A 25,862-nucleotide genomic window follows, 5' to 3' on the forward strand; every position below is an offset into this window, starting at 1 on the left:
GCCACCATGGCCATCATGCTCAGGCCGCCGATCATGCGGCGAAGGGAAGATGCCATGAGGCAGGATCCTTGTTCTGTGGGATGCTTTTTTCCCCATAACCCATCGCGCGCGCCAAGGCCATTGACGGCGCGCATCAGTCTGGCTAACGGCGCGGTCGAAATCGGGGGCTTTCCTTCGGGAATCGCGCCCCATCGTCCCATCCGCTGCGCCGAGTCCTGTCGAAGGGCGCTTCCGGATTTACTTGGCAGGGTGAGGGATTCTATCCATGGCAAATGTGACCGTTGTCGGCGCCCAGTGGGGCGACGAGGGCAAAGGCAAGATCGTCGACTGGCTGGCCAGCCGCGCCGATGTGGTGGTGCGCTTTCAGGGCGGCCATAATGCGGGCCACACGCTGGTCGTGGGCGAAAAGGTGTACAAGCTCTCGCTGCTGCCCAGCGGCATCGTGACCGGCACGCTCTCGATCATCGGCAATGGCGTGGTGCTCGACCCCTGGGCGCTCAAGGCCGAGATCGAGAAGCTGGAATCGCAGGGCGTGGTGATCAACCGCGAAAATTTCGCGATTGCCGAAAACTGCCCGCTGATCCTGCCGATGCACCGCGATCTGGATGGTCTGCGCGAAACGGCGGCGGGCGCGGGCAAGATCGGCACCACCGGTCGCGGCATCGGCCCGGCCTATGAGGACAAGGTTGGCCGCCGCGCGATCCGTGTGTGCGATCTGGCGCATCTCGATTCGCTCGATGCCCAGCTTGACCGCCTCTGCGCCCACCACGACGCGCTGCGCGCCGGTTTCGGTCAGCCTGCGGTGGACCGCGAGGCGTTGATCGCCGAGCTCAAGGAAATCGCGCCCTTCGTGCTGCAATTTGCCGAGCCGGTGTGGAAGCGTTTGAACACGGTGAAGAAGGCTGGCGCCCGCGTGCTGTTCGAAGGCGCGCAGGGCGTGCTGCTCGACGTGGATCATGGCACCTATCCGTTTGTGACCAGCTCGAACACGGTGTCGGGCACGGCGGCCAGCGGCTCGGGCATGGGTCCGTCCTCGGCCGGTTTCGTGCTGGGCATTGTGAAGGCCTATACGACTCGCGTCGGCTCGGGTCCGTTCCCGACCGAACTGGAGGACGAAGTGGGCCAGCGTCTGGGCGAGCGCGGCCATGAATTCGGCACCGTCACGGGCCGCAAGCGTCGCTGCGGCTGGTTTGACGCGGTGCTGGTGCGCCAATCCTGCGCCATTTCGGGCGTAACCGGCATTGCGCTGACCAAGCTCGACGTTCTCGACGGGTTTGACAAGGTGCGGATCTGCACCGGCTATCGTCTGCGGGGCAAGGTTTTGGATTACTATCCTTCGCACGCCGCCGATCAGGCCGCTGTTGAGCCGATCTACGAAGAAATGGATGGCTGGCAGGGTACGACTGCCGGGGCGCGTTCGTGGGCCGATCTGCCCGCGCAGGCGATCAAGTACATCCAGCGCGTGCAGGAATTGATCGAGACGCCGGTTGCGCTGGTGTCGACCAGCCCCGAGCGTGAGGACACGATTCTGGTGCGCGATCCCTTTATCGATTGATAATGATTCCAAGGGTTTGATTGGGCCGCCCGGCCGCCTTTATGGGGCGACCGGGCGGCCTTTTCGTTTGCGGTGGGCGCGGCAATTGCCTCCAAAACGGATGATCTGTTCTTGGATGTTTTCTAAATGTTCCATTTTTGATCTTGACGGTGTTCCGCTTTGTTCTAGGTTCTAGGTATTCCTACTGGGAACTTGAAAGACGGAGTCGGATATCATGCTTAATGCGCCCTATGCCGGTTTTTCGGATGTCGCCGATGATTTCTCCTATGGCTCGGGCCATGATGTTTCGGGCCTGCGTCTTAAGGTTTCGATCTTTGCCGACCGGCCCTATCTGCGCGATCAGATGCGCGAGGATGCCGAGGGCGCCGGTTTCCGCCTGGCCGAGGCCAGCCCGATTGCCCGCCTGCTCTCGGGCGAGGCGATGCCGCTGGGCGATGTCGTACTGCTCGATTGCCCGGTGGTCGATGGCGAGGTGATGGCGGCGCTTTCGCGGCTGGATCTGCGCGCGGGCCAGACGGGCGCGGCGCTGGTGGTGTCGACCAGTGTGAATGCGCTTGACGATGTGTTCGGTTGCCTTGATCAGTCCGGGCCGCAGATTCTGGTTGATCCCAGCCGGGCCGAACGCCTGATCGCGCTGGGTCAGGTGATGGCGCGGATGCCGGCGAAGCGCGTGCGCGAATTGTCGGACGAGGATCGCATGGTGCTGCTGCGCCTGACCGAACAGGTCACGCAGATCGGCGAGCGGCTGAACACGCTGACCCCCGGCATCGGCGCGGCGGCCCAGACCGTCCCGGCTCAGGCCGCCTCGGCCTTCCGCTTTGACCCTGCGCGCAAGGATGCCCCGGGCGACCGGCAGGTGGCCCAGCAGCGCCCGGAAATGCCCGATCCGCGCATGGTCCGCCGCGTGATCCGCCAGCGCCAGATGCGCGCGCGTTTCTTTGACGGCGATCTGTTTGCCGATCCGGCATGGGACATGCTGCTCGACCTGACCGCCGCTCATGTAGAAAAGACCAAAGTGTCGGTCACGAGCCTGTGCATCGCTTCCAGCGTGCCGCCCACCACTGCGCTGCGCTGGATCGGCCAGATGACCGAGGCGGGGCTGCTCAAGCGGATCGAGGATGAATCGGATCGCCGCCGCGCCTTCATCACCCTGACCGACAAGGCCGCCGATGCGATGGCGGGCTATTTTGCTGATCTTGGCAATTCGGCGGGCCGGGTGGGCGTGGTGTAAGGGGGCTATCCGCTCCCTGCCTCAAGGCTGCGCGCCGGCCGCCGGCTTGGGTTGAAAGCTCAGGCGCAGCGGGATGATTTCCCCGTCGGGCTTCAGGCGAAAGCGCAGGATCGCCTGCTGCGCCGGATCGGCCAGCGCGCGTTCCAGCCCGGCCGCTTCGCTTTGCGGCACGAACAGGCGGCCTTCGCGCGGAACGCTCGAGATTTGGCCCGGCGCCATCGGGCCGGGATGGGGGCCGGGGTTTGCTGTGCGGGCTATGCCCTGACAATCCCCGGCCTGATCCTCATCGGTCATCCGTGTCGTGCGGCGGATGGCCGGGGCCTCGCCTTCGATGCACAGTCGGGTTGCCGAGGAGGCTTCATCGGTGACGGAGCCCGGTATCGGTGTTGTCAGGCTGTCATCAGGCCAGACATAGGTGAAGCGAATATAATGCCCGCGTAGCAGGTCGCGCGGATCATAGCCGGTGACGGCCACATCCCATTCGACGCCCTGCGCCGCCGATTGCCGCGTGGCGTGCCAAGTGTAGGCAAGGCCCGCCAGCGGCAGCATGATGGCCAATGTCCGCAACAGGCCACGCATCAGGCGATTCCCCGCGCCGGGGCAAACCGGCGCGAGATCCGCAGTGCGCCCCAGGCCACGCCCAGCACCAGCACCCCGCCAAGGATCAGCCCGACGCCGCTGGCCAACAATCCGCCCGCCTCTTCAAACGCCAGAATGATCAGCCGCAGCGCAACCACCGCGACCGCCATCTGAAAGGCCCAGCGCGCCCGCGCGTGGAGCGCCGCCCCCGCCAGCCCGGCCCACAGCACCATGAACAACAGGCCCATCGCCAAACCATGACCGCTCAGCCGATCCGCCGCCAACATGGCCAGTGCCAGCATGGCAAAAACCGCCGCGCCCGCCGCGCCCTGCACCGTGCGGTCCGATTGCCAAAGCGCGAGCCCTGCCAGCCCCAGCACCCCGGCGACGGCCACCAGCGCCGTATCCACATTGCCCTGCGGATCGCCCGCCCAATGGCCATGACCCCAATCGCCAAAGCCCGAGGCGATCACGAACAGGCTGACAGCCGCAATGGCATAGGCAAAGCCGATCTGGCCCAGCCGCAACCAGAAGCCGCCGCGCGCAGAACCGCCCAGCATCAAGGCCGATAGCGGCGTCAGCGCCACCGGAAGCGCGCATTCAATCGCGCCCCGGATCACGCCCGGCCCGGCCTGACCGCCGGAAAAGCCCAGCGCCGGATCGCCAAAACGCATCCAGGGCAGCGCGATGCATCCTCCCGCCAGCAGCGCGGCCGATAGCCAGCCCTGACCCCCGCCCAGCAGCAGCGGCGCAAACAGCGCCAGCCACAGGCCGATGGCCATCCATGTCGGCGAACTGGTCTGATAGACTTGCCCCAGATGGCCGATGAAGCCCAGTCCCAGCGCGGCAAAGACGAAAATCCCCACCTCGGCCCAGCGCCGCGCCGTATCGCCCCCCTGCGCCAGGAGCGCCCAGAGCGCCGCCGCCAACCCGACCATCAGCGCGGCATGGAGCGCAAGGCGCGTCTCGCCCGGGATCGCGGCCCAATTGGCCGCCACCAAAGAGATGATCCCAAGCCCTATCGACAGCGCGGCCAGCCCCACCACCGCCCAGAGCGCGACCGGGCGACTGTGTTGCGCCTCCCATGCGCGGATGCGGTCGGCGGCGGCCGCGTCGATCAATCCCGCCGCCACCCATGCCTTCAGTTTGCGTTCAGCCATAAAATCATCATGCTATGGCATCAGTAAAGGTCAAGCTAACTTGGCACACAGGTTTATGGCGAGAAGGGGCATTGCGATGATGAAGCGGCGGGCGGCAAATTGGGCGCCTTTGTTGTTGGGCGCGATGACTTATGCGTCGGGCGCCTATGCAGCCCCGGTCAATGCGCAGGGTCAGGTGGCGATCACGATTTATAACAATGATCTGGCGCTGGTTCAGGATGTGCGGCAACTGGATTTGCCCAAGGGGCGGGCCTTGACCGATTTTGCCGATGTTTCGGCCCAGATCCGGCCCGAGACGGTGACGATTGCCGCGCCCGGCGCGGCCGTGGTCGAACAAAATTTCGATTACGATCTGCTCAGCCCGGAAAGGCTGGTGGACAAGGGCGTGGGGCAGGCGGTGACGATCATCCGCACCAACCGCGCCACGGGCGTGGAAACCACCGAGCGCGGCACGATCCTGGCCAATAATAACGGCACGCTGGTCCAGATCGGCAACCGGATCGAGGTGCTGGGTGATATGGATGCGCGGCTGGTGTTCGACCAGTTGCCGGAGGGTCTGAAAGCACGGCCCACGCTTTCGGTCACGCTGGATGCGGCGCAGGGGGGCAGGAGGCCGGTGACGCTGTCCTATCTCTCGCGCGGGTTCAGTTGGAAGGCCGACTATGTGGCCATGTATGACGAAAAGGCGGGCAAGCTGGATGTGCAGGGCTGGGTCACGCTGAACAACACCAGCGGCACGACCTATCCGGCGGCCAAATTGCTGCTGGTGGCGGGCGCGGTTGGCGATGGTGGGGGGGGCGATGGCGCGGAGCAGCCCCGTTTCCGCCCGGCCCGGCCCGTGGGCATCGTCGGCACGCAGGCCGCGGCGCGTGAACAGGTGGGCGATTTCTACCTCTACCCCATCGCCAATCCCACCACGCTGGCGCAGGCGCAGCAAAAACAGGTCAGCTTTCTGGACGTGAAGGGCGCCAGCGCGACCAAGTCCTATTGGTATCGCAACGCTTGGGCAGCCACCAATGACGAGGCGCAGAGCTTTGCCAGCGTCATCAATTTTTCCAATGCGCGCGAGGGCGGCCTTGGCGATGCGCTGCCTGCGGGCACGGTGCGCGTTTATATGCGCGATGCGTCCGGCGCGCCGCAATTCGTGGGCGAGGACAATATCGGCCACACGCCGATGGGATCGACCCTCGCGCTCAAAACCGGCGAGGCGTTTGATGTGAAGATCCAGCCCACCGTGGAAAAGCGCGAGAAGATCGACGGCGCCGAATGGGAGCGCGTGGCCCAATACCGCATCACCCGCGACGGCAAGGCCGAGACCGTTTCGGTCGACGCGCCCAAGACCTATTGGCGCACCCATATGGCCTATCGCCTGACCAATGCGCGCGCGGTGCCGGTGACGGTCGAGGTGGTGCAGGCGGGGCTGGATCGCGGATGGCATGACACGCGCGTTTCGGCCGAAAGCGCCAAGGGCGAGATGCGCAATGCCGATGAGCGGGTCTGGAAGATCACCATCCCTGCGCAAGGCTCGGTCAATCTGACCGCCCAGATCGACGCGCGGTATTGATCGTGCGGCCGATTGTGCTGGGCGCGGCCCTGATGGCCGCCGCGCCCCTAGCGGCGCAGCAGGTGGTGACATCATCCGGCCCGGTCCGTGTGGCCGTGACCATCTATCGCGCGCCCGATCGCGGCGTGGCCGATGCGATCAATCCGGCATGGCTGGGCGGTTATGCGCTGATTTCCGAGGAGCGCGAGGTGGCGATCCCGGCGGGCGATGCCACGATCCGCTTCGAGGGCGTGGCGGCGGGTATGCTGGCCGAAACCGCGCTGGTCGAAGGGCTGGGCGCGGGGGTTTCGGAAAAGAACCTCGATGCCGAGCTGCTCTCGCCGCGCAATCTCTACGCCCGCGCCTTTGGCCGCCCGGTGACGCTGCGCCGCACCGACGCGAAGGGGCATATCCGCGAGGAGGAGGCGATCATCCGTTCGGCCCCCGATGGCGCGGCGATCGTTCAGACCAAGGCCGGTTTCGAGATCGCTAATTGCGGGGGCCTCAAGGATGCGATTGCCTATGATGGCCTGCCCGAAGGGCTGAATGCGCGGCCTACGCTGTCCATCGCCACCCATGCGGCCTCGGCGCAAAAGGCGCGGGTGCGGCTGACCTATCTGGCCTGGGGCTTTGATTGGCAGGCGCATTATGTCGTCAAACTGGCCCCCGGCGCGCAAAATGCGGAAATGACAGCTTGGGTCACGCTGGCCAATGGCGACACCACCGGATTTGCCCAGGCGCAGGCCGCCGTGGTGGGCGGCAAGCCGAAGTTTGAGGAGAGCCGCGAGCAGCCGGAGGAGGCGCAGGAACTGGTGCTGCATTGTCGGCTTTCGCCGGTGATGCAGGAAATGGCGGCCCCGCCGATCCTGTCGGCTCCGGTCCCTGCGCCGGCGGTAGCGATGATGGCCGATGTGGTGGTCACGGGGAACAAACGGATGGCCCCACCGGTGGTGGTGAAAGAGGAAGTGCTGGGCGATCTGCGGCTCTATCGCGTGCCGATGCCCACCAATGTGACCGCTCATTCGCAAAAGCAGGTGGCGCTGATGGCGGCGCGGCGGGTAAAATTGGGCCTGATCCACCGCGCCGATGTCGATGTGGGCGCCGAAGATGGCGAGAGCCAGCAGGCGCGCATCAGGCTGCGCATGGCCAATCGCAAGGTCGACGGGCTGGGGCTTGCCTTGCCTGCGGGCGGGATGGCGGTGGTGCAGCAGGTGGGCGCGGCTGCGCTGCCGGTGGGCGAGGGCGCGATGGAGGACAAGGCCGTGGGCGAGACGGTCAATGTCGAGATCGGTGCCTCGCCACAGGTGCGGCTGGAAAGCAGGACGCGGCGGATCAATGATCGGGTGGAAATGATCACCGCCACGGCGCGCAATGCCAACCGCTGGCCGGTGCATTTCGAATCGCAGCAATTGCTGCCCGATGGCGCACGGGTGATTTCCGCCTCGGCAAAGCTGGGGCGGCAGGACGGGCATCCGCTTTGGGCGGTGACGATCCCGGCGGGGGGCAAGGTCAGCCTAAGCTATCGATTGCAGTTGCCGCGCTGAAAGACGCTTTGAAAAGCATCGGCTTTTTGGCCTGACCGGACCAATTGGGTGAAAACTCCGCGCAAACCGCAAGGCTTTGTGCGTCTTTTGCATCTGCAAAATAGGCGCAAAACCGGCGCAAAGCCTTGCGTGCACCTGCACAAATTGGCATTGGCGTGCAATCTGTATATATTCCATACAGTCATTGGCACTACCACCCAGAAAGGTTCCCCCGCCGTGCTCGACACTCGCGCTCCTCGCCGCCGGCTGAACGATATTGACGTTGCCGAAACCGACGCGCCCGAGACCGACGGGCTGGCGGGCGCCATCAACACGGCCGGACTGGAAAGCCTGCTGGGCTTCAATCTGGGCATTGCCTATGCGGCGCTCTCGTTCGACCTTGATCCGGCGCTGCGGCTGATGGACCTGACGCCCAAGCAGACCTCGATCCTCTGGCTGGTTCAGGCCAATCCGGGCGTTACGCAATCCCAGCTTGCCCGCCTGTTCCGCATGCGCCGCGCCACCATCCACCAGATGATCGCCAGCCTGACGCGCAAGAACCTGCTGGTGCTGGAAAGCATCGAGAGCGACCGGCGTGCGCAGGGCCTGTTCATCACCGAAGCGGGCAAGACCGCGCTGGTCGAGGCGCAAAAGGTGGTGGTGCCTATCGAGAACGCCTTTGCCGGGGTGCTGACCGAGGCGGAAATGGGCATGGCGCTGGAATTGCTGCAAAAGATTCAGGCCGGGCGCAAGCTGGGCTGATCGGCGTAATACGCGGCCCTGATAAGGTAATACGCCATTTGCGCGATTGCCGCTTCGGCGGCGGCGCGCTCATCTTTGCATTATAAAAAGCAGGGGTGAACAATGATGCCGCTCGATCTGGATGAATTGCGCCGATTATACGCGGGGGCCGGGGGCGCCGATATGCATGACCCCCATTTCCGCGAAGTGGCCGGGCTGAATTTCAAGGATGGTGACAAGCGCCATTGGCCCTTTGCCAATCCTTCGACGCTGCTGGGCGCGCCCTATATGGCGGGCGGGCTGAATTACGAATTGCTGCGCGGGCTGGATGTGGCGCTGATCGGGGTGCCGATGGATCTGGGCGTGACCAATCGGCCCGGCGCGCGCTATGGCCCGCGCGCCTTGCGGGCGGTGGACCGGATCGGGCCCTATGAGCATGCCTTGCGCATCGCGCCGATGAACATGCTGCGCGTGGCCGATCTGGGCGATGTGCCGATGAACAGCCGCTATGATCTGGCCGCTTGCCATGCCGATATCGAGGCGGCCTATCGCATGATCGCGCGCACGCGGACGGTGCCGCTGTCGGTGGGGGGCGATCATTCGATCACGGGCTCGATCATGAAGGGGCTGGCCGAGCGCAGCGGACCGATGGGCATGGTCCAGATAGACGCCCATTGCGACACCGGCGGCATTTACGAAGGCACCCGCTTTCACCATAGCGCACCGTTTCGCGAGGCGGTGCTGGCGGGCGTGCTGGACCCGCGCCGCTGCGTCCAGATCGGCATTCGCGGCGGGGCGACCTATCTCTGGGAATTTTCGCATGCCAGCGGAATGACCGTGATCCATGCCGAGGAGGTGCAGCAACGCGGCATCGACTGGGTCATCGCCAAGGCGCGCGAGGTGGTGGGCGACGGGCCGACCTATGTCAGCTTTGACGTGGACGCGCTTGACCCCGCCTTTGCGCCGGGTACCGGCACGCCCGAGGTGGGCGGGCTTTCCACGCGCGAGGCGATTGCGATCCTGCGCGGGCTGGCGGGCATCGACATCATCGGCGGTGATGTGGTCGAGGTCGCACCCGAATATGACCCCGGCACAATCACCGCGCAGGCCGGGGCGCAGATGCTGTTTCAACTGCTTTGTCTGGTTGCGCTGCGCGCCTAGGCGATGGGCAGTGCAACCATGGCATGAACTTGCCGGAGGGACGTTGCGATCGCCGCCTAATCATGACTATGGCGTAGGTATTCCCTACAATGACAGCCGGGAGGGCGCCTCATGCCCTCCCGGCCTTTCTTTGCCGAGATATTGCTTCATGACCCATGCTTCCTCTCCGGTTTCCTCTCATGCTGTCGGCCTGATCGGGCGGGGCATCGGCGCCAGCCGCTCACCCGCGATCCATGAGGCCGAGGCGCGGGCGCTGGGTTTGCCGCTGACCTATCGCCTGTTCGATTTCGACGTGATGGGCTGGGAGGATGAGGATCTGGGGCGGGCGGTGCGCCTGATGCGCGATGTCGGCTATTCGGGGGGCAATGTGACCTTTCCCTTCAAGCAGCAGGTGATCGCCCATTGCGATGAATTGAGCGATGAGGCGCGCGTGCTGGGCGCGGTCAACACACTGGTGTTTCGCGATGGGCGGGTGCGCGGCGAGAACACCGACTGGATCGGTTTCTCATGGCTGGTCGAACGCGCTTTCGGCTCGATTGCCGGAGCCCGCGTGGCCCAGATCGGCACCGGCGGCGCGGGCAGCGCGACCGCGCTGGCACTGGCTCAACTGGGCGCGGGGGAGGTGGTGCTGTTCGACCCCGAGGCGGCGCGAGCCGCGCGGCTGGCCGACAGCCTTTCGCAGGCGGTTCCGGCCTGCCGCTTTACCCTGGCCCAGGATGTGGGCGCGGCGATTGCCCCTTGTGCGGGCGTGGTCAATGCAACGCCCGTCGGCATGGCCAAATTGCCGGGCGTGCCGTTTGATCCGGCCTTGATGCGCGCCGATCAATGGCTGACCGACATCATCTATTTCCCCTTGGAAACAGAGCTGTTGGCCGCCGCCCGTGCGCAGGGGCAAAGGGTGGCCAATGGTGTGTCCATGGTGGTAGGACAGGCGGCCGAAGCCATCCGCCACATCACCGGCATCGCTCCTGATCGGGAGCGGATGCTGGCGCGTCTGTTGGCGGATATTGCAGGAGAACAGGCTGCATGACCTCCCCGTTTCGCTCCTCCATCGCGACCATCTCCATCAGCGGCACGCTAGCCGAGAAGCTCAATGCAATTGCGGCGGCGGGCTATCAGGCGGTCGAGATTTTCGAGAACGATCTGCTCAGCGCGCCGCAATCGGCGGTTGAGATCGGGGCGATGTGCCGCGATCTGGGGCTGGATGTGGCGATGCTCCAGCCTTTCCGCGATTACGAGGGCCTGCCCGTCGACCAGCGCACGCGGGCCGAGGAGCGTATGCGCCGCAAATTCGCGGTGATGGAGGATCTCGGCACCGATCTGGTCCTGCTCTGCTCGAACTGCGCCCCCCATGCGGCGGGGGATCGCGACACGCTTCTTGCCGACCTTTCCCGCATCGCGGGAATCGCGGGCGAGCATGGTAAGCGCATCGCCTATGAGGCGCTGGCATGGGGCACGCATGTCAACGATCACCGCGATGCGTGGAGCCTTGTGCGCGATGTCGATCATCCCGCGCTCGGCCTGACGCTCGACAGTTTCCACTCGCTCTCGCGCAATATCCCCAGCGCCAGCATCGGCGATATCCGGCCCGACAAGGTGTTCATCGTGCAATGGGCCGATGCGCCGCGCCTGCAAATGGACCTGCTCAACTGGAGCCGCCATTTCCGCTGTATGCCCGGCCAGGGCGATTTTGCGCTGGATGAATTTGCCGCGCAATTGCTGCGCATCGGCTATGACGGTTATTGGAGCCTTGAAATCTTCAATGACCGGTTCCGCGCAGGGTCGGCCAGTCAGGTCGCGCGCGATGGTCTGCGCGGGTTGAAAGTGCTGCATGACGGCGCCTTGCGCGCGCTGGGGCGGACGCCCGAAATGCCCGCCGCCATCGCCCCCATGGGCGTCGAATTCATCGAATTTGCCGCCAGCCATGCCGAGGCCGAGGAGTTCACCGGTATTTTCAAGGCGCTGGGTTTCGAACGCACCGGCCGCCACCGTTCCAAACAGGTCGAGCGCTGGCAGCAGGGTGGGATCAACCTTGTCATCAATTCCGAGCCTGAAGGTCTCGCGCATAGTTTCGACATGGTGCATGGCGGTTCGGTCTGCGCGATCGGCCTTGCCGTGCCCGATCAATCCGCCGCCATTGCGCGAGCCCAAGCGCTCGACATTCCCCGTTTCAGCCAAAGCGTCGCCCCCGATGAATGGCAGATCCCGGCGGTGCGCGGGGTGGGGGGCTCGCTCTTCTATCTGGTCGATGCGGCCACCGATGCGGATATGTGGGCGCAGGAATTTCCGGGCAGCACTGCGCCCGGCACCACCGGCCTGACCCGCGTCGATCATATCGCCCAGACGATGCAATATGAGGAAATGCTGAGCTGGCTGCTCTATTACACCGCGCTGTTCGATTTTGCCAAAACGCCCCAGCTCGAAATCTCCGACCCCATGGGCATCGTCTATTCGCAGGCGGTGGAAAGCCGGAACGCGGCCAAACCGGTGCGCTTCACGCTCAACGGCTCGATGGCGGCCAATGCGCTCTCGACCCGCTTTCTGCATAATTACTTCGGCGCCGGGGTCCAGCATATCGCCTTTGTCTGCGACGATATCTTTGCCGTGGCCGCGCGGGCCAAGGCGGCGGGCCTGCCCTTCCTGGCCATCGGCCCCAATTATTACGAGGATCTCGAGGCCCGCTTTGGCCTTGAGCCTGTGTTGGTGACCCGGCTGGCCGAACACAACATCCTTTATGACCGCGATGATGCGGGCGAATATTTCCAGTTCTACAGCCGGGCCGTGGCCAAGCGCATCTTTTTCGAGGTGGTGGAGCGGCGTGGCTATGACGCCTATGGCGCGACCAATGCCTCAATCCGCCTGAACGCGCAGGCCGCTCACCGCGATCCCGTCCAATTCTGACCTCCCAAGGATAGACCCTCAATGGCCTTTGTCTCCGCTGCGTCTGATACGGCGCTCGATACGGCGGATGACCGCTGGACCCGCAAGGCGATGGGCATTGTCGTGCTGTGTTTTGCGCTGAACATGGCCGATGGGATGGATTTGCTGGTCGTCTCCTTTATTGCGCCCTCGCTGCAGAATGAATGGGGCGTCTCGTCCGGGCAATTCGCCATTGTCTTCAGCGCCGGCCTTGCGGGCATGGCGCTGGGGGGGCTTGGCCTTGCGCCCATGGCCGACCGGTTCGGGCGGCGGCGGATGGTGGCGCTGGCCATGGCGCTGATGGCGGCGGCCATGGCGGTGTCCAGCTTTACCCATTCGGTGCTGGAACTGGCTTTTGTGCGCTTCTTCATCGGCACTGGCATCGGCACGGTGCTGGCCTGCATTTCGGCCATCGCCGCGCGCGTGGCCCCGCGCAAGCACCGCAATTTCGCCGTGGGCGTGCTTCAGGCTGGCTATCCCATCGGGGCGATGTTCACCGGCTTCATGACCGCATGGGCGCTCCCGATCTTTGGCTGGCATTGCGTCCTGCTGGGCACGGCGGCGGTTTCGGCGCTGCTGGTGCCGGTGATCCTTGCCATCCTGCCCGCCGGATTGGACGCGGGCGCATCGGGGCAACGGGCCAGCATCGGCGAAGTGGTCAGTGGCGCGCGGCGCGCCAATTCGATCCGCCTGTGGGTGGCCACGATCTGTGGCTTCATGGCGCTCTATTTCATCACCAGCTGGATCACCAAACTCTCGATCGAGGCGGGCCTGCCCCAGACGCAGGCGATCATCGCCAGCGCGATCTATAATTTCGGTGCCTTTGCCGGAACCGTGGCGATGAGCATTGCGGGCACCCATTATGACGTGCGCCGCCTGTGCAGCGTCCTGCTGGCGGCAACGGCGGGCGTGTTCCTGTTCTTTGGCGGCGTGTCGATGCCGCTGTGGGGCGTGCTGGCCTCGGCCTTTCTGATGGGCGTGACGCTTCAGGGGGGCTTCAACATGCTCTATCCGCTGGCCGCGCAGGTCTATCCCGATGCGGTGCGCGCCACGGGCATCGGCTGGGCCTTTGGCATTGGCCGGATCGGGGCGTTTACCGGCCCGCTGCTGGGCGGCTGGGCGCTGGGTCAGCACTGGCCGCTGGTGGCGATCTTTGCCCTGTTCTGCGGCCCGCTGCTGATCGCCGCCATTTCGGCCGCCGGGGTCAGCAAGGACGTGTGATCCTATTCACGCCATGGATAGCTGCCCATCGGCGGATTGAAATAGCAGCCTCGCGCCAAAGCGCCTAATCAAGGGACAAGAGAAAATAGGCCTCAAAAGCCGAGGCCGCGCATCGGGAGAAGACGCAGGTGACAGGCCACCATCAGCCGGGTTTCATGACGGGCCTATCGCTGCTGATCCCGATAACGCTCTCCACCATGGCCATCGTGCTGCTGGCGCCGATCCTGCCGGGATTGCTGAACGAGTTTTCCGGGATTGCGGGCCATGAATATTGGGTGCCGATGATCCTGACGGTGCCGGCGCTCTGCGTGGCGCTGTTCTCGCCGGTGGCGGGGATGCTGGGGGATCGGTTCGGGCGGCGGCGCCTGCTGATCTGGGCGTTGGTGGCCTATGCGGCGGTGGGCATTGCGCCGGTTTTCCTGACCGATCTGACCGTGATCATCATCAGCCGCATCGGCGTCGGCGTGGCCGAGGCGCTGATCATGGTGCTGACCACGACGATGATCGGCGATTATTTCAAGGGCGCCGCGCGCGACAAATGGCTGGCGGGGCAAACGGCTTTTGCCTCAATGTCGGCGCTGCTGTTCTTCAACATCGGCGGGCAATTGGGCCGCTTTGGCTGGCGCGCGCCGTTCTGGGTCTATGGCTGCGCGCTGATCATGCTGGCGCTGGTGCTGATCTTCACCTGGGAACCGTCCGAGGCGGACGCCGAGGAAGAGGCCGACCACGCTCCGCATCATGGCGCTTGGGGCGGGTTCCCGTGGAGCCGGATGGCCGGGATCATCGCCATCACCATCTATGGCTCGGTCCTGTTCTACACGGTCCAGATTCAGGCCGGGCGGGGTATTGCCCTGCTGGGCGTGAGCGATCCGGGCCGGATCGGTTTCCTGACCTCGGTGGCCAGCCTTGGCGTGCCGATCGGCACCTTCATCTATTCGCGGATCGGGCGGGCGCGGGTGGCGCACCTGCTGCTGGGCGAGTTTGCCTTTCTCACGGTGGGCTTCCTGCTGATGGGCCGGGCCGGGTCAACCACGCCCTTCCTGATCGGCTGTTTCATCAATCAATTGGGCGCTGGCGTGCTGTTGCCGACCTTGCTGGTCTGGGCGATGGACGGGCTGCCTTTCGACATTCGCGCGCGTGCGGCGGGCCTGTGGACGGGGGCCTTTTCCATCGGGCAATTCCTCTGTCCGGTGGTGGTGACCTTGGGCAGCAGCCATGCGGGCGGGCTGATGGGGGCGTTCAGCCTGCTGTCGGGCGCGGCGCTGGTGGGGGCGATGGGCGCTCTGGTCGGATCGCTGCGTAAGGGGCAGGCGTTGAACGCAGCACAGAAGGTGGCGCTCCATGGCTGATCGTTTGATGGGAAAGGTGGCGGTGGTTACCGGCGCGGGCAATGGCATTGGCGTGGGCTGCGCCGAGCATTTCCGGGCGCAGGGGGCGAAAGTCATCGGCGTCGATATTGCGGGCGCGGATCGGGATTGCGATCTGACCGATGAGGGCGCGGTGGCTGATCTGTTCGCCTCCATCGGCGCGGAGCATGGGCGGGTGGACATCCTGCTCAATGCCGCTGCTTTCGCCACTTTCGCTTGGATCGAGGAGATGACCTATGCCCAGTGGAAGCGGACATTGGTGGGTGAACTCGACATCGTGTTTCTGCCCACGCGCGCGGCATGGGGCCTGCTGAAGGCCAGCGGGCGGGCCAGCATCGTCAATTTCGCCAGCGCCAATGCGGCTCATGCTCTGGAAGGATCGGCCGCGCTGGCGCATTGCGCGGGCAAGGGCGGGGTGCTGGCCATGACGCGCCAGCTGGCGATGGAGGGTGCCCCCCATGGCATCCGCGCCAATACGATCGCGCCGGGCTTCATCCTTACCGCCGCCACGCACGCGCATATGGAGAGCGAACCTGCCCTGCGCGAGAAAGTACTGGCCAAGAATATGGTCAAGATCCTTGGCGAGCCGCAGGACATTGCCCATGCCGCGACATGGCTGGCCAGCGATGAGGCGCGCTATGTGACGGGCGCGAATATCGCGGTGGATGCGGGCGCGACGGCCTGGTGACGGGAGCGATCAACTCCCGTCCGTAATCAGCGTTCCGCCATCCACCACCAGATTGTGGCCGGTGACAAAACCGCCCGCCGCGCTGGACAGAAACACCGCTGCGCCCGCCACTTCTTCGGGCTTGCCGGGGCGGCGCAGCGGGGTCATGCCCATGCGGCGGGTCATGAATGCCTCGTTGGCCAGCAAGGGCGCGGAGAGTTCGGTGGCGATGAAACCGGGCGAAATCGCATTGGCCCGCCCCCCATGCGGCCCCCATTCCACCGCCAGATTGCGCGCAAGCTGCGCCACGCCCGCCTTGGCCAGCGCATAGGCATTGATCGCCCCATTGCCGCGCAGACCCGACAGGCTGGCGATCAGCACCGCATTGCCGCTCCGCGCGCGCAGATGCGGAAAGGCCAGATTGCACAGCACGACCTGAGAGCGCAGGTTGATCGCCATCACGCGGGCGTAATCCTCCATGTCGACGGAGGAGAAAGGACCGGGCCGCCCGGTGATCCCGGCGTTGCACACGACAATATCGATCCCGCCCAGCGCCGCCACCGTGCCATCGACCAGCGCGCCCAGCGCCGCATCATCGGCAACATCGCACGCGATGCCAAGCGCCCCCATCTCCGCCGCCGCGCGGGCGGTGTCGGCCTCGTCCTCGCTGGAGATCACCACGCGCGCCCCGGCGTCCATCATCGCCTGCGCAATCGCGCGGCCGATGCCGCGCGTGGAGCCGGTGACAATCGCCACCTTGCCGGTCAGATCGAACATCATAGCTTCAACCCCGCCGCTGCGCAGACTTCATCCTGATGGCCCACCGGAATGCCCGCCGCGCCGCTCACGGCAATCGCGCCGATGATCCGGCCATTCGCGTGGATCGGCACCGCGCCGCCTTCGACGAACATTGCCGGGGTGACTTTGGCTTTTAAAGCAGGATCATGGCGCAGCGCCTCATGGGCCTCGCCGCTGGTCGAGCCGAAGGCCAGCGCGACCGCCGCCTTGCGCATGGCCACAAACACATGGCTGCCATCCGCGCCATCGGCGGTCAGCATCGCGCGCGCCTCGCCCGCGCTGTCCACCACCGCCACGCCCACGCGAAAACCGCGCCGCGTGCAATCATCCAGCGCGGCCTGTGCCATGCGCGTGGCCTGTTTCAGGCTGGGCGCGGGGGCGGTGCTTTCGGGCGGATCGCCGGGCGCAGGCAGATGTGTGCCGGGCGGCAGAGGCGGGGGATCGAGCGGCAGTTCGCCCCCATCGGTCAGCATCGCAAAGGGCGGCAGCCGATCCCCCGGCAGGGCGCGCGGCCCCGCCGGGATTTCGTGGAAAGGCATAGCCACCGCTGCGCCCGCGATCAGCAGAGCGACCGCGCCCAGCGCATATTTCATTCGCCCATTTCCCCATAGGCGGGATCGACCTGCTCGGGCTTGGCCTCGTCCAGCGGCACGCCGTTATGCTTGTAGGCGGGAGCCTCGATCAGGATGAAGGCGATGCGGCAGACCTGATCGGTGGTGTTGCGCCACAGGTGGTTGGTGCCGCGCTGAACGATGATGCCGCCTTCGCGGATGGTCTTTTTGCGCCCGTCGTCCAGTTCCAGCTCGATCTCGCCCTTCAGCACGATGCCGTAATCGACGCTGTTGGTGCGGTGAAACGGGCTTTCCTTGCCGGGCAGCATATCGGTGATGCGGATCACGCTGCCGCGTTCCAGCGTCAGGCCGGTGGGCAGGTCGCGCCCGTCGCGTTCGTCATTGAGGTCGGCCGGGACCGTTTCGGTGGTCCAGATGGTCAGGAAGCTGGCGTCGCCGCTGGGGATCATCCTGGTGGGGGTCACATCTTCGGATTTGAAGATGGCGCGGCCGTTTTCATCGTGGCCGGTGACCACGCGCTGGATCGGCGGCAGGCCGGAATCGGACATTTCCATGGTTTCAATCCTTTTGGCTGGAAACAAAAATCCTGGGGCTGGTGACCAGAACCGATGCCGGGGCATCGGCAAAATAGGTCTGCGCCGCAGCGGTCAGGGCATTGGCCAGATCAGCCGGAATAGGGCCGCGCAGCGAAACTTCGTCAAACAATTCCGCGGGAGCCGGGCCTTCCAATGTGCGGGCAACTGTATTGATGCGCCATGCCGCAATCGGTCCGTCCACGCCCTGCGCGGCAAGGATGGGGGCCAATGCTTCGGCCCAACCTTGCGCATCCCGCGCATCGGCGCCGTGGCGAAAGATGAAGAGCTTGCGCGCAACATCTTCCGGCCCGGCAAGAACGGTGGTTTCGGACAGCAGCATGGCCAGCGACCCTACCGGATTGCGGAAATTGTCTTCGTCCGGCCCGACGATCTGCGCATAGGCGGGCGAGGCCTTGGAAGCGGCCATATCCTCGATACGGGCGAAACGGATGATGGTCAGCGCATCGCGATCCGCCAAAGCTGCGCCCAGCGGCGAGGGCTCATCCTGCGCATAGTGATGGACGTAGCCGGCAAACATGCCGCTGACCTCGCCATGGGCCATGACCAGCGGGCCATGGGAATGGGCCAGATAGGCCTGCAACCCTTCGCGGCTCAGACCCGCGCGCGTGCGGGGCAGGATGGCGAGCTTGATGCTCACGCGCGCACCACTTTCTGCTCCAGCACGCCAAAGGGCGCGCGTCCGTCGGGCAATTGCGCCTCCATGCGCACGCTGTCGCCATAGGTCATGAATTCGGTGCGGGGCGCGCCTTCATCGACGATCTCGATCCCGCGCCGCTCGGCGATGCAGGAAGAGCCGACCTCGCGGAAATTCTCGTTCGAGACGGTGCCCGAACCGATCACCGTGCCTGCCACCAGATTGCGCGTGCGCGCGCCATGGGCGACCAGATCGTCGAAACCATAGGCCATCGGCTCGCCATAGGCATGGCCGAATTGCGCGCCGTTCCATTGTACGTTGAGATGCAGCGCGGGGCGGAAATTGCGCCAATATTCGCCCAATTCATCGGGCGTGACGGCAAAGGGGGCCATGCCGCAGGGGGGCTTGGCCTGAATCCAGCCAAAGCCGGTCTTCATTTCCGGCCCGGCCAGTTTGCGCAGCGACCAGTCATTGATCTGTACCACCAGCGCGATGTGATCACCGGCCTTGGCGGCGGGCGTGCCCATCGGGACGGCGGTGGTGATAATGCCGAATTCGCCCTCGAAATCGATGCCCAGCGCCTCATCGGCCATCGGCACTTCGGCGCGCGGGGCATAGAACGTGTCCGACACGCCCTGATACATGAGCGGCGCATTGGGCTTTTCCGGCGTAATGCCCAGCACCTTGTCCATCAACGCGCCATGGCTGGGATAGACCGAGCCGTCGAGCCATTGCCATGCGCGCGGCAAGGGAGCGAGCAGCTGATCCACATCGAGGATCTCGGGGAAATTGGTAATCGCGGCCAATGCGGTTTTGGCATTGTCCCAATCCTCCAGCGCCGCCTGCATCGTTTCGATGGGGGCGGGCGCGTAATGTGTGGCCGAGGGCGAGATCACGATCAGCCGCCCATCCTTTGTGCCATTATTCAGCGTGGCCAGACGCATTGCATATATCTCCCGGAATTTATCATCTGGCGTGGAATCTAGCGCGCGGGCGCGAGGCGGCAACGGCATTTGGTCGATAGCAAACCATCGATAACATGCGATGGTCGGGTGGCGGGGCGCGTGTCAGATGACAGCCAAACAGCCTTTTATGGGGAGATTTTGGCATGGCCATCTGGCTGAAGCGCGGCGCGGCTGCGGAAGAGAAGGCGGCGTCGGATCGCAAGGTTCGCGATATTGTCGAGGCGGCGCTGGGCGATATTGAGAAGCGCGGCGATGCGGCGGTGCGGGATATGTCGATCAAGTTCGACGGTTGGGACCGGGAAGATTACCGGCTGAGCCAGTCCGAGATCGACGCGGCGGTCGACAGCCTGAGCACGCAGGAGCGCAAGGATATCGAATTTGCGCAGGCGCAGGTCAAGAATTTCGCGCAGATCCAGCGCGCCAGCATGACCGACGTTGAGGTGGAAACCATGCCCGGCGTGGTGCTGGGGCATAAGAACCTGCCGATCCAGAATGCGGGTTGCTATGTGCCGGGCGGCAAATATCCGCTGCTGGCCAGCGCGCATATGTCGGTCATCACCGCCAAGGTGGCGGGCGTGCCGCGCGTCATCACCTGCGCCCCGCCGTTTCAGGGCAAGCCCGCCCGCGCGATTGTGGCGGCCCAAGCTCTGGCGGGCGCCGATGCGATCTATGCGCTGGGCGGGATTCAGGCGATCGGCGCGATGGCCATCGGCACGCAGACGATTGATCCGGTTGATATTCTCGTCGGTCCCGGCAATGCCTTCGTGGCCGAGGCCAAGCGGCAATTGTTCGGCCGCGTGGGCATCGACCTGTTTGCCGGGCCGACCGAAACGCTGATCATCGCCGACGAAATCGGCTGCGACCCCGAAATGGCCGCGACCGACATTCTGGGCCAGGTCGAGCATGGCCCGGACAGCCCCGGCGTGCTGCTGACCAACAGCGAAGCCTTCGCCCGCGCGACGATGAAGGAAATCGAGCGCCTGCTGGAAATCCTGCCCACCGCCGACCATGCCCGCAAGGCGTGGGAAACCTTTGGCGAGGTGATCGTGGCCGAAAGCTATGAGGAGATGGTGCGGATCGCCGATGACATCGCCAGCGAGCATGTGCAGGTGATGACGCAGGATCCCGATTACTTCCTGAAAAACATGACCAATTACGGCGCGCTCTTCCTTGGCAACCGCACGAATGTGTCGTTTGGCGACAAGGTGATCGGCACCAATCACACGCTGCCGACCAAGAAATCGGCGCGCTACACAGGCGGGCTGTGGGTCGGCAAGTTCCTGAAAACCTGCACCTATCAGCGCGTGACCAGCGATGATGCCTCGGCGCTGATCGGCGAATATTGCAGCCGGCTCTGCGCATTGGAAGGCTTTGCCGGGCATGGTGAGCAGGCCAACATCCGCGTGCGCCGTTTCGGCAATCGCGATGTGCCCTATGCCGGTCAGGCCGTGCCCAGCGAACTTACGAAAGCATGAGCCTGCCCCAGACCCCCAGCTTCCGGATGGACGGTCGGCGGGCGCTGGTGACGGGGGCGGGGCGGGGCATTGGCCTTGCCGCCGCCGCCGGGCTGGCGCAAGCGGGCGCGCATGTGACGCTGGCCGCGCGCACGCTGGGTGAGATCGAGGCGGGCGCCGCCGCGATCCGTGAGACTGGCGGTTTGGCCGAGGCGGCGGTGCTGGATGTGAGCGACCTGCGCGCGGTGGAGGCCTTCTTCGCCGCGCGTCCGGCGTTTCACGTGCTGGTCAACAATGCGGGGACGAACCGGCCCAAGGCGCTGTGGGAGGTGAGCGAGGAGGACTATGACGCCGTTCTCGACCTCAATGTGAAGTCGGCCTTCTTTGTGGCACAGCACGCGGTCAAGGCTATGTTGCGCGATGGAGTGGCGGGATCTCTGATCCATATGGGTTCGCAAATGGGCCATGTCGGCGGCCCGCGCCGCTCGCTCTACTGCGCGTCGAAATGGGCGATTGAGGGCATGAACAAAGCCTTCGCCCTCGACCTTGCGCCTCATTGCATCCGCAGCAACACCATCGCGCCCACCTTCATCGAAACCCCGATGACCAGGCCCTTCTTCGAGGACAAGGCCTTCCTCGACAGCGTCCTGGCCAAGATCAAACTGGGCCGGTTGGGGCAAGTCGAGGACCTCATGGGGCCGGTGCTTTTCCTCGCCAGCGACGCTTCGGCCCTCATCACCGGAACCAGCCTCATCGTCGATGGCGGTTGGACTGCGGATTAAAGGAAATACAGATGTTTGAACCCTTTCCCGGAAATTACGTGTGGAATCTGGCCACGAATCTGGCGCTGGTCTGCGGCGGCAATCATGGCGAGATTGACGAAGCCTGTCGCCCGGTGCGCGAGGCGTCCAAGGCCGGGGCCGATGCAGGGTCTGCGCTGCTGTTCGACAGCTGGATTGCAGTGGCCGATCAGGTGACGAACAATGCCGACGATGATCTGGCCAATGGCTATGCGCTCTCGGCGGGCACCAAATATCTGCGCGCCTCGGGCTATTATCTGGCGGCCGAACGGATGCAGAGCCGCGATTATGCGCCCCGCTGGGCGGCCTATGATCGCGGGCTGGAACTGTATCACAAGGGTTCGCAATTGCGCGGGCTGCATGTGGACAAGGTTGAGATCCCCTATGAGGGCAGCAGCTATACCGCGATCTTTGTCCATGACGGATCGGGCACGCCGCGCCCCACGCTGGTTTCGGTCAATGGCCTCGATTCCATGAAGGAACAGGTCAATATGGCGGGGCATGGGCTGTCCAATCTGGAGCGGGGTATGAACACGCTGTTCCTTGACCAGCCCGGCACCGGCGAGGCAATCCGCAAGCGCAATCTGCCCGCCGTCTATGATGCCGAGCGTTGGGGGTCGCCTGCGTTTGACTATCTGCTGACGCGTAGCGATGTGGTCCACGACAAGATCGGCATTTTCGGCCTGTCCTTCGGCGGCTATCATGCGCCGCGCATTGCCGCCAATGATCCGCGCTATGCCCTGTGCGCCGTGATGGGCGCCAACCACGTTTGGGGCGAGCGTCAGCGCCAGCGTGTGGCCAATGAGGGCGAAAACCCCGTGCCGCATTACTGGGACCATGTGCTGTGGGTCTTCGGCATGGATGATCGCGACGCGTTCCTCGATTATGCCGACCAGATCACGCTCAATGGGCAGGTCGAAAAGATCAAGGTGCCTTTCCTCATCACCCATGGCGAGAATGACCGCCAGATCCCGGCCTTCAACGCCCATCTGTCCTACGATCAGGCGGTGAACAGCCCCAAGCGGACCTTGCGCATGTTCACCAAGGCGGATTTCGAGGTCGAGCATTGCGGCGCCGACAATGGCACCGGGATGCGTGATTACATTGCGGATTGGTGCGCGCAGACCTTTGCGGAGATGGCTTGATGGCTGAATTTACCTTCCACCACGGGGGCGTTTCGGTGCCCTCGTTGCAGGAGGCGATTGACTGGTACGGCCGCGTGCTGGGCTTTGAGGTGGAAAAGCGGTTTTATATTGAGGCCGCCAAAAGCCACACCGCGATGCTCTGCAAAGGCCCGCTGCGTTTCGAGATCTTCGAGGTGGAGGGCGCTGCCGCTCTGCCCGAGGATCGCCGCCATCCGCCCGCCGATCTGCGCACCCATGGCAACAAGCATGTGGCCTTTCGGGTCGAGGATCTAGAGGAATTCTTAAGCGAAATGGAGCAAAAGCAAGTCGATATTGCCTTTGTCGTGCGCGAAAACTTTGGCAAAGGATGCTTTATCCGCGACTGCGCGGGCAATCTGATCGAATTTGTCGAGGAGCCGAACTGATGACCTTCGAAATCGCCCGCATCACCATCGATCCGGCCCGCGCCGCCGATTTCGAAGCCGCCGTGGCCCAGGCCGAGCCGCATTTCCGCGCCGATCCGGGCTGCACCGGCTTTGCCCTGCAGCGTGTGGTCGAGGAGCCGGGCGTCTATCACCTGCTCGTCGGCTGGGTGTCGGTGGAGGCCCATACCGTCGATTTCCGCGCGACCGAGAATTTTGCCAAGTGGCGCGCGTTGGCCGGGCCGTTTTTCGTTGAGCCGCCCAAGGTGGTGCATGTGGAGACGGTGATTGGGGAGGCGGGGGTTAAGTAAGGTTTGCCTCCGGCGGGCAAAGGGCGGGGGCCCTTTGCAATCCCGTTAATGAAAGCGCCTCGTTTGCAAGCGGGGCGCTTTTTCTATGGGAAAGCCTGCGGCGCGGCGAAGCAGCGTAAAAGGCGCCGCAGGCTTTATCATTCAAACATCGCGTCCGACACAAAACGCCGAACCCATAACGCAAACGCAGACAGTAACGGGAGCGCGAGGGACGAGTCCCTCGCATCTAAACTCCTTCCCCCTTAAATCCCATGCTCATCCTCTTCGGTAATCTCGGCCAAGGCTCCCTCAACCGCCTGCTTGCCCGGAGCCGCTTTGCGATAGGGTTCGAAACTGCGCCGATCGGCATCGAACCGCATATCCCACGGAATGTCCGGCCCGCGGAAGATCGGCGGGGCATTATTGGCCCAGAGCAGTGAGCCAAAGCGGAAGTCCCAAGCGCGCGGCACCCAATTGTCGTCCAGATAATCGGTGTCGGCGTGATATTCGGCCTCGCCGCCCTTGCCGGGGATATCGCAGTAGTAATAGATCGCGGAGGAAATCCGGTGGCGCGAGATGCCGCCTGACGAGTTCATGCTCTCGTTCTTCCAGCCCTTTTCGGCCATCAGGTTCGCGCCTAGCATCACTTCGTCAATGTCGTCCATGCCAAAGGCGATATGCATGAATTTGAAATTGTCGGGGGCAAAGGGCAGGTCGCAATTGACCCAGAAGATCGAGTGATGCTCGAACGTGCCGCCCGCGCGCGAGAAGATGCCGACGCCCTTGCTGTGATCGACATAGCGAAAGCCGAGGTGGCGTTCGTAAAATTCAAACGACCCCACATAATCGGGCGAGAAGAACACCACATGGTTGATCGTCTTGGGGATCGCCCGCTGGCGCCAGATGCGGTGCTGGTTGAAACGCGGATAGGAGGTGGGCGTGTTGACCGGGCTGGCTTCGGAATGGAACGCCCGCTTGGCCCAGACGCGGATGGCGATGGGCTGGCCATCGGGGCAGACGCAATGGACGGTGCCGTCATCATCGCGCGTAATCGCCACTTCGCTTGCCAGACTGGCCGCGATCTTTTCAAGGTTTTCGGCCGTATCGACGCCCCAGACCGTTTCCTTGACCCCATTGCCGGGGAAGGGATCGGGGCTGGGCAGGCGCGCGTCGCCATGGGGCAACAGGATCACCCGGCTGCCCGAGGCAAGGCGGAACACGGCTTCATTTTCGGTGATGCTTTCCACCGGCAGGCCGAAATCACTCCAGAACTTGGCGTTCTGCGCCAGATCATCGACGCCGAACAGGACGGATTCAACGCCCAGAATGCTCATACAAATCTCCCCAAAGTTTGCGCCCTTATGATGGGGCGCAACCTTGGGGAGAAACGCATTGCATCGGATCGGTGCTATCGGTTTCGTTAAACCGGCTCGGCCAGCTTCTTGCGGATGCGGTCGGTCACTTCGACCGGATCGCCCGCGCTTTCGGGGTGCATTTCCCATTCGCCCAACTGGATCGAGGATGTGCCGACCAGCTTGGCCCGTTCAAACCGCCGCTCCATAAAGGCGCGCAGCGCGGTTTCGATATCCCCGCGCCCAAGTTCTTCGGCCAGAACCACCGCATCCTCGACCGCCATGGCCGCGCCCTGGCCCAGATGGGGCGTGGCTGAATGGGCGGCATCGCCAATCAGCACCACGCGGCCCTTGTGCCACGGATCGGGCATGATGCAGGCCTCCAGCGGGCGATAGACCACCAGCGCAGGATCGGTGATCGTCTTGGCCGCCTCGCCCAGAATGCCGCCATAACCGGCAAGGCGGGCGTGCATTTCATGGGCAAGCGTTTCGGGGGCAAAGCGCGGGTTGCCCTTTTCCTCGATCACGGCGAAAATATACATTTCATCGGGCGTCAGCGGGCAATAGCCGGCCTTGCCGTTGAAGCCGTTGTGGCCGTTTCCGATGTAGATATCGCTCCATTCGAGGCCCTCGGGGCGCGGCACGTTGTAGCGCCACACGCCTTGCCCGGTGAATTTGGGGGTGGCTTCGGGAAAGATCGCCTTGCGCACGGCCGAATAATTGCCATCCGCGCCCACGACTAGATCATACGAACCGGACGTGCCATCGGAAAAGCCCAGTTCCACATGGTCGCCATAATCCTCCATCGCGGTGAAGGTGACGCCCAGACGCACCGGAATGCCCAGTTCCTTGACCTTGTCGGTCAAGACCTTGTGCAGCGCGGGCCGCGTCAGGCCCAGATCGGAGGGCAGGCCGTCAACCGCCGTATCGCCCGGCAATTCGGCAATCGTGTTGCCGTTAACGTCCACGAAGCGCGCCCCGCGATAGGCATAGCCCGCCTTCACCGCCGCATCGCCCACGCCCAGCGCGTTGAGGGCCCGCACGAAATTGGCCTGCACGATGATGCCTACGTGATAGACCTGCCAGTCCTTGTCCCGCTCGACCACTTCGCAGGCCACGCCGCGCTGATGCAGGCCGATGGCCAGAGCAAGGCCCGCCACCCCGCCGCCGATGATGCAAATCGTCATA

At 64.3% G+C, this 25,862-nt stretch carries 25 protein-coding genes; 16 read left to right on the forward strand and 9 right to left on the reverse strand.

Going from position 1 to position 25,862, the window contains the following annotated elements; translation table 11 throughout:
- The first annotated feature begins 265 nt into the window (after nt 1-265).
- Both FHW92_RS16390 and FHW92_RS16395 read left to right on the forward strand, forming a co-directional pair.
- A complete protein-coding gene (locus FHW92_RS16390; RefSeq protein WP_168604346.1) occupies nt 266-1,555 on the forward strand; it encodes an adenylosuccinate synthase in 1,290 nt (429 codons plus the stop codon).
- Nucleotides 1,556-1,769: 214 nt separating this feature from the next.
- Entirely contained in the window at nt 1,770-2,786 is a 1,017-nt protein-coding gene (locus FHW92_RS16395; RefSeq protein ID WP_168604347.1) for a winged helix DNA-binding protein, read from the forward strand.
- A gap of 21 nt (nt 2,787-2,807) precedes the next feature.
- Here the strand turns inward: FHW92_RS16395 and FHW92_RS16400 are convergent, their stop codons facing one another.
- Complete coding sequence (locus FHW92_RS16400; protein WP_168604348.1) at nt 2,808-3,365, reverse strand: GDYXXLXY domain-containing protein; 558 nt, start codon at nt 3,363-3,365, stop codon at nt 2,808-2,810.
- The gene (locus FHW92_RS16405; RefSeq protein ID WP_168604349.1) at nt 3,365-4,525 is read right to left on the reverse strand and encodes a DUF2157 domain-containing protein; all 1,161 of its coding nucleotides are present in this window, start codon (nt 4,523-4,525) and stop codon (nt 3,365-3,367) included. The genes FHW92_RS16400 and FHW92_RS16405 overlap by 1 nt, the downstream gene beginning before the upstream one ends.
- A 124-nt stretch (nt 4,526-4,649) precedes the next feature.
- Here FHW92_RS16405 and FHW92_RS16410 point away from each other — a divergent pair, with 124 nt between their 5' ends.
- The 9 genes from FHW92_RS16410 to FHW92_RS16450 all read left to right on the forward strand — a co-directional run bounded on the left by FHW92_RS16410 (nt 4,650) and on the right by FHW92_RS16450 (nt 15,688).
- Nucleotides 4,650-6,089: a DUF4139 domain-containing protein gene (locus FHW92_RS16410; RefSeq protein ID WP_246870206.1), complete on the forward strand. Its 1,440-nt coding sequence runs from the start codon at nt 4,650-4,652 to the stop codon at nt 6,087-6,089.
- 2 nt (nt 6,090-6,091) lie between these two features.
- Nucleotides 6,092-7,612, forward strand: a complete 1,521-nt coding sequence (locus tag FHW92_RS16415; protein ID WP_349237698.1) for a hypothetical protein — start codon at nt 6,092-6,094, stop codon at nt 7,610-7,612.
- A 216-nt stretch (nt 7,613-7,828) separates the two neighbouring features.
- The gene (locus tag FHW92_RS16420; RefSeq protein WP_168604350.1) at nt 7,829-8,353 is read left to right on the forward strand and encodes a helix-turn-helix domain-containing protein; all 525 of its coding nucleotides are present in this window, start codon (nt 7,829-7,831) and stop codon (nt 8,351-8,353) included.
- A gap of 102 nt (nt 8,354-8,455) precedes the next feature.
- Entirely contained in the window at nt 8,456-9,493 is a 1,038-nt protein-coding gene (speB, locus tag FHW92_RS16425) for an agmatinase (RefSeq protein WP_210428543.1), read from the forward strand.
- Nucleotides 9,494-9,641: 148 nt separating this feature from the next.
- Nucleotides 9,642-10,523, forward strand: coding sequence for a shikimate dehydrogenase (locus FHW92_RS16430; protein WP_168604351.1), 882 nt, complete (start codon nt 9,642-9,644; stop codon nt 10,521-10,523).
- Nucleotides 10,520-12,394, forward strand: coding sequence for a sugar phosphate isomerase/epimerase and 4-hydroxyphenylpyruvate domain-containing protein (locus tag FHW92_RS16435; protein WP_168604352.1), 1,875 nt, complete (start codon nt 10,520-10,522; stop codon nt 12,392-12,394). Before FHW92_RS16430 ends, FHW92_RS16435 begins: the two co-directional genes overlap by 4 nt.
- Before the next feature lie 21 nt (nt 12,395-12,415).
- Nucleotides 12,416-13,633: an MFS transporter gene (locus tag FHW92_RS16440; RefSeq protein ID WP_168604353.1), complete on the forward strand. Its 1,218-nt coding sequence runs from the start codon at nt 12,416-12,418 to the stop codon at nt 13,631-13,633.
- A gap of 128 nt (nt 13,634-13,761) precedes the next feature.
- On the forward strand, nt 13,762-14,982 hold the full coding sequence (locus FHW92_RS16445; RefSeq protein WP_168604354.1) for an MFS transporter: 1,221 nt from the start codon (nt 13,762-13,764) through the stop codon (nt 14,980-14,982).
- Nucleotides 14,975-15,688 (forward strand): SDR family NAD(P)-dependent oxidoreductase, encoded by a 714-nt coding sequence (locus FHW92_RS16450; protein WP_168604355.1) that lies wholly within the window; start codon nt 14,975-14,977, stop codon nt 15,686-15,688. The genes FHW92_RS16445 and FHW92_RS16450 overlap by 8 nt, the downstream gene beginning before the upstream one ends.
- Nucleotides 15,689-15,697: 9 nt before the next feature.
- Here FHW92_RS16450 and FHW92_RS16455 read toward each other — a convergent pair whose 3' ends face one another.
- Genes FHW92_RS16455 through FHW92_RS16475 form a run of 5 tightly spaced genes read right to left on the reverse strand, consistent with a single transcriptional unit; the run spans nt 15,698 to nt 19,211 of the window.
- Nucleotides 15,698-16,447, reverse strand: coding sequence for an SDR family oxidoreductase (locus FHW92_RS16455; RefSeq protein WP_168604356.1), 750 nt, complete (start codon nt 16,445-16,447; stop codon nt 15,698-15,700).
- Nucleotides 16,444-17,058: a heme-binding protein gene (locus FHW92_RS16460; protein WP_168604357.1), complete on the reverse strand. Its 615-nt coding sequence runs from the start codon at nt 17,056-17,058 to the stop codon at nt 16,444-16,446. Before FHW92_RS16460 ends, FHW92_RS16455 begins: the two co-directional genes overlap by 4 nt.
- Nucleotides 17,055-17,591 (reverse strand): cupin domain-containing protein, encoded by a 537-nt coding sequence (locus FHW92_RS16465; RefSeq protein WP_210428544.1) that lies wholly within the window; start codon nt 17,589-17,591, stop codon nt 17,055-17,057. The genes FHW92_RS16460 and FHW92_RS16465 overlap by 4 nt, the downstream gene beginning before the upstream one ends.
- Nucleotides 17,592-17,595: 4 nt before the next feature.
- Nucleotides 17,596-18,270: an EthD domain-containing protein gene (locus tag FHW92_RS16470; protein WP_168604358.1), complete on the reverse strand. Its 675-nt coding sequence runs from the start codon at nt 18,268-18,270 to the stop codon at nt 17,596-17,598.
- Nucleotides 18,267-19,211 (reverse strand): fumarylacetoacetate hydrolase family protein, encoded by a 945-nt coding sequence (locus FHW92_RS16475; protein ID WP_168604359.1) that lies wholly within the window; start codon nt 19,209-19,211, stop codon nt 18,267-18,269. The genes FHW92_RS16470 and FHW92_RS16475 overlap by 4 nt, the downstream gene beginning before the upstream one ends.
- A 164-nt stretch (nt 19,212-19,375) precedes the next feature.
- On the opposite strand from FHW92_RS16475, the gene hisD reads away from it, so the two are divergent.
- Genes hisD through FHW92_RS16500 form a run of 5 tightly spaced genes read left to right on the forward strand, consistent with a single transcriptional unit; the run spans nt 19,376 to nt 23,343 of the window.
- The gene (gene hisD, locus FHW92_RS16480) at nt 19,376-20,707 is read left to right on the forward strand and encodes a histidinol dehydrogenase (RefSeq protein WP_168604360.1); all 1,332 of its coding nucleotides are present in this window, start codon (nt 19,376-19,378) and stop codon (nt 20,705-20,707) included.
- On the forward strand, nt 20,704-21,468 hold the full coding sequence (locus FHW92_RS16485; protein ID WP_168604361.1) for an SDR family NAD(P)-dependent oxidoreductase: 765 nt from the start codon (nt 20,704-20,706) through the stop codon (nt 21,466-21,468). Before hisD ends, FHW92_RS16485 begins: the two co-directional genes overlap by 4 nt.
- An 11-nt stretch (nt 21,469-21,479) precedes the next feature.
- Complete coding sequence (locus tag FHW92_RS16490; RefSeq protein WP_168604362.1) at nt 21,480-22,631, forward strand: alpha/beta hydrolase; 1,152 nt, start codon at nt 21,480-21,482, stop codon at nt 22,629-22,631.
- Nucleotides 22,631-23,035, forward strand: a complete 405-nt coding sequence (locus FHW92_RS16495) for a VOC family protein (protein ID WP_168604363.1) — start codon at nt 22,631-22,633, stop codon at nt 23,033-23,035. The genes FHW92_RS16490 and FHW92_RS16495 overlap by 1 nt, the downstream gene beginning before the upstream one ends.
- A complete protein-coding gene (locus FHW92_RS16500) occupies nt 23,035-23,343 on the forward strand; it encodes an antibiotic biosynthesis monooxygenase (RefSeq protein WP_168604364.1) in 309 nt (102 codons plus the stop codon). The genes FHW92_RS16495 and FHW92_RS16500 overlap by 1 nt, the downstream gene beginning before the upstream one ends.
- Before the next feature lie 242 nt (nt 23,344-23,585).
- Here the strand turns inward: FHW92_RS16500 and FHW92_RS16505 are convergent, their stop codons facing one another.
- Both FHW92_RS16505 and FHW92_RS16510 read right to left on the reverse strand, forming a co-directional pair.
- Nucleotides 23,586-24,656, reverse strand: a complete 1,071-nt coding sequence (locus tag FHW92_RS16505) for a VOC family protein (RefSeq protein ID WP_168604365.1) — start codon at nt 24,654-24,656, stop codon at nt 23,586-23,588.
- Between the two features lie 86 nt (nt 24,657-24,742).
- Nucleotides 24,743-25,861, reverse strand: a complete 1,119-nt coding sequence (locus FHW92_RS16510; protein ID WP_168604366.1) for an FAD-dependent oxidoreductase — start codon at nt 25,859-25,861, stop codon at nt 24,743-24,745.
- Between the last annotated feature and the right edge of the window lies 1 nt (nt 25,862).

Origin of the sequence: Novosphingobium sp. SG707 (assembly GCF_012275515.1) — a bacterium.
Classification (GTDB): Bacteria; Pseudomonadota; Alphaproteobacteria; order Sphingomonadales; family Sphingomonadaceae; genus Novosphingobium.

Bases quoted from the DNA above. Each gene is read 5' to 3' on its own strand.
- FHW92_RS16450 (WP_168604355.1), top strand. From the start codon at position 14,975: ATGGCTGATCGTTTGATGGGAAAGGTGGCGGTGGTTACCGGCGCGGGC.
- FHW92_RS16465 (WP_210428544.1), bottom strand. From the start codon at position 17,591: ATGGAAATGTCCGATTCCGGCCTGCCGCCGATCCAGCGCGTGGTCACC.
- FHW92_RS16460 (WP_168604357.1), bottom strand. From the start codon at position 17,058: ATGAAATATGCGCTGGGCGCGGTCGCTCTGCTGATCGCGGGCGCAGCG.
- FHW92_RS16435 (WP_168604352.1), top strand. From the start codon at position 10,520: ATGACCTCCCCGTTTCGCTCCTCCATCGCGACCATCTCCATCAGCGGC.
- hisD (WP_168604360.1), top strand. From the start codon at position 19,376: ATGGCCATCTGGCTGAAGCGCGGCGCGGCTGCGGAAGAGAAGGCGGCG.
- FHW92_RS16495 (WP_168604363.1), top strand. From the start codon at position 22,631: ATGGCTGAATTTACCTTCCACCACGGGGGCGTTTCGGTGCCCTCGTTG.
- FHW92_RS16485 (WP_168604361.1), top strand. From the start codon at position 20,704: ATGAGCCTGCCCCAGACCCCCAGCTTCCGGATGGACGGTCGGCGGGCG.
- FHW92_RS16390 (WP_168604346.1), top strand. From the start codon at position 266: ATGGCAAATGTGACCGTTGTCGGCGCCCAGTGGGGCGACGAGGGCAAA.
- FHW92_RS16505 (WP_168604365.1), bottom strand. From the start codon at position 24,656: ATGAGCATTCTGGGCGTTGAATCCGTCCTGTTCGGCGTCGATGATCTG.
- FHW92_RS16440 (WP_168604353.1), top strand. From the start codon at position 12,416: ATGGCCTTTGTCTCCGCTGCGTCTGATACGGCGCTCGATACGGCGGAT.
- FHW92_RS16405 (WP_168604349.1), bottom strand. From the start codon at position 4,525: ATGGCTGAACGCAAACTGAAGGCATGGGTGGCGGCGGGATTGATCGAC.
- FHW92_RS16475 (WP_168604359.1), bottom strand. From the start codon at position 19,211: ATGCGTCTGGCCACGCTGAATAATGGCACAAAGGATGGGCGGCTGATC.
- FHW92_RS16455 (WP_168604356.1), bottom strand. From the start codon at position 16,447: ATGATGTTCGATCTGACCGGCAAGGTGGCGATTGTCACCGGCTCCACG.
- FHW92_RS16430 (WP_168604351.1), top strand. From the start codon at position 9,642: ATGACCCATGCTTCCTCTCCGGTTTCCTCTCATGCTGTCGGCCTGATC.
- FHW92_RS16500 (WP_168604364.1), top strand. From the start codon at position 23,035: ATGACCTTCGAAATCGCCCGCATCACCATCGATCCGGCCCGCGCCGCC.
- FHW92_RS16395 (WP_168604347.1), top strand. From the start codon at position 1,770: ATGCTTAATGCGCCCTATGCCGGTTTTTCGGATGTCGCCGATGATTTC.
- FHW92_RS16400 (WP_168604348.1), bottom strand. From the start codon at position 3,365: ATGCGTGGCCTGTTGCGGACATTGGCCATCATGCTGCCGCTGGCGGGC.
- FHW92_RS16490 (WP_168604362.1), top strand. From the start codon at position 21,480: ATGTTTGAACCCTTTCCCGGAAATTACGTGTGGAATCTGGCCACGAAT.
- FHW92_RS16510 (WP_168604366.1), bottom strand. From the start codon at position 25,861: ATGACGATTTGCATCATCGGCGGCGGGGTGGCGGGCCTTGCTCTGGCC.
- speB (WP_210428543.1), top strand. From the start codon at position 8,456: ATGATGCCGCTCGATCTGGATGAATTGCGCCGATTATACGCGGGGGCC.
- FHW92_RS16410 (WP_246870206.1), top strand. From the start codon at position 4,650: ATGACTTATGCGTCGGGCGCCTATGCAGCCCCGGTCAATGCGCAGGGT.